General features: G+C 39.5%; 1 protein-coding gene. It reads right to left on the bottom strand.

Features of this window, described 5'->3' with window-relative positions:
* Nucleotides 1–497: 497 nt before the first annotated feature.
* The gene (locus AC1DND_RS26980; RefSeq protein WP_477585821.1) at nt 498–1,766 is read right to left on the bottom strand and encodes an Hsp70 family protein; all 1,269 of its coding nucleotides are present in this window, start codon (nt 1,764–1,766) and stop codon (nt 498–500) included.
* Between the last annotated feature and the right edge of the window lie 71 nt (nt 1,767–1,837).

Raw genomic sequence — 1,837 nt, 5'->3', positions numbered from 1 at the left:
GCCTTTTATTTAAACGCTTACCAAGCTTTCTTCTTGTAATACTATTGCAAGAAGAAAAATCAGTTTGATAAACCAAAGGAGATGACGATATCTTAAGATTATTCATCTACTTTATCCATCAGTCATTAATATTGAAGCATACCGAAGGATAATTTTTTCGATTAATTTTAGAAAATGRGCGTGCAGTGGTTCTTGGCGGCTGTCAGCCCCGCTTTACGCTTTATACCGATGAAGAATCGGTATGTTCGCTCCAATCGGGTTTAGGAACAAGGGTTTGTGCATCCTGCAACCACAAAAATGAAATACTGTTTTGGCCCATTAGCCCCGGTTGAAGCGTTACCCTGCAGCAACGAGGTACGAGGTAGCGAAGCGTAAAGGCGGAAAACGGGAAGAAACTGAGTGTTTTGCACAGGCATTGCGCTCCAAATCCAAATCAGCACTTCTTCTCCTCGGCCTATGACGTATGCAGACAGTGCTGCTATATTGCAGATTTACCTTTAATCCTCAAATAGATAACCGCTATAGGCCAATCCTTTGGCAACACTTTTAAAATTATCGCCAGAGTTTAATGGAATATGCGGAAATTTAGTCTTAAACAGATTTTGTACGGCCGAAACCATCGATGTTCCTCCGGTTAAAAACAAGCAGTCAATGTCTTCTGGCTTGATTTTGTATGTTTCCATAAATTGATCCAGATAAGCATCGATTTTGTTGATGTCTTTTTCGATAATCGAATTATACTGATCGAGCGAAATGTTTTCATCAATCTCAATTTTCATATTGTTATAGGCAAAGGTAGAAACAGGCTGGTCGGAAAGTTCGATTTTCGTTTTCTCAATTGATCTGAACAAGGAATAACCGAGGTTATTTTCGATCAGGGTGATCAGGTTCTTAAATTTCGGATCGTTCCCAGAGTAATAATAATATTCCTCAATCTCTTTCTGGATTTTTAAACCGTTAAAAAAGTTCATTTTATCCCAGGTGCAGATATTGGCGAAAAGCGATTTCGGCACATTTAAAATTTTACCGGGTGTAGCCTCATACATCGTATTTTTTCCGAAATATGGTGTGCCTTTATCCCACATAAAAGCAGAATCGAGACTATCGCCACCAATGTATATACCACCAGAGGCAATCATGTCGTTTTTACGGTCTTTGCTGCCAACCTTATCCGGATCGAGGATCAGGTAGGTAAAATCTGTTGTACCTCCACCTAAATCGGCTACTAAAACCCGTTCTTTCTTCCTGATTGTTTTTTCGTAGGCAAAGGCCGCCCCAATAGGTTCGAATTGAAAACGCACATCAGTAAAACCCGCGCTTTCGGCAGCTTTTTTTAGCCTGGTCTGCGCCAGGGTATCTTTCATCGTATTATCATCATCAAAGAAAACAGGCCGGCCGATAATGGCTTTTTGGCAGTCGTAGCCCGTAATCAGATCGGCTTTTTCTTTCAGGTCTTTAAGAATGAGTGTAACCAGATCGGAAGCTGTATATCTTTTATTGTGAATACGGGTTTCGGTAAAAGTAGTTCTCGAAAGGATCTGTTTAATGGATTTGATAAAGCGACCTTTCATGCCATCGCTCAGGTAAGCATCGATTGCTTTTTCGCCAACAATATGACTTTCACCATCAACAATACTCTTTACTTCTGTAAAATAGATTAATGAGGGGATAGAAATCGTATCTACAATTTCTTTCTTTTCTTCATCATAAATAGAAAGTGCCGAATTGGTTGTTCCAAAATCGATTCCGTATAAAAACTTACTCATGGCTTGATAGAAAGTGCCGAATTGGTTGTTCCAAAATCGATTCCGTATAAAAACTTACTCATGGCTTGATA

The organism is Pedobacter sp. 01N416, assembly GCF_056399685.1.
Note: the sequence above shows the minus strand (reverse complement) of the source record. Positions and strands in the feature narration are given on the sequence as shown.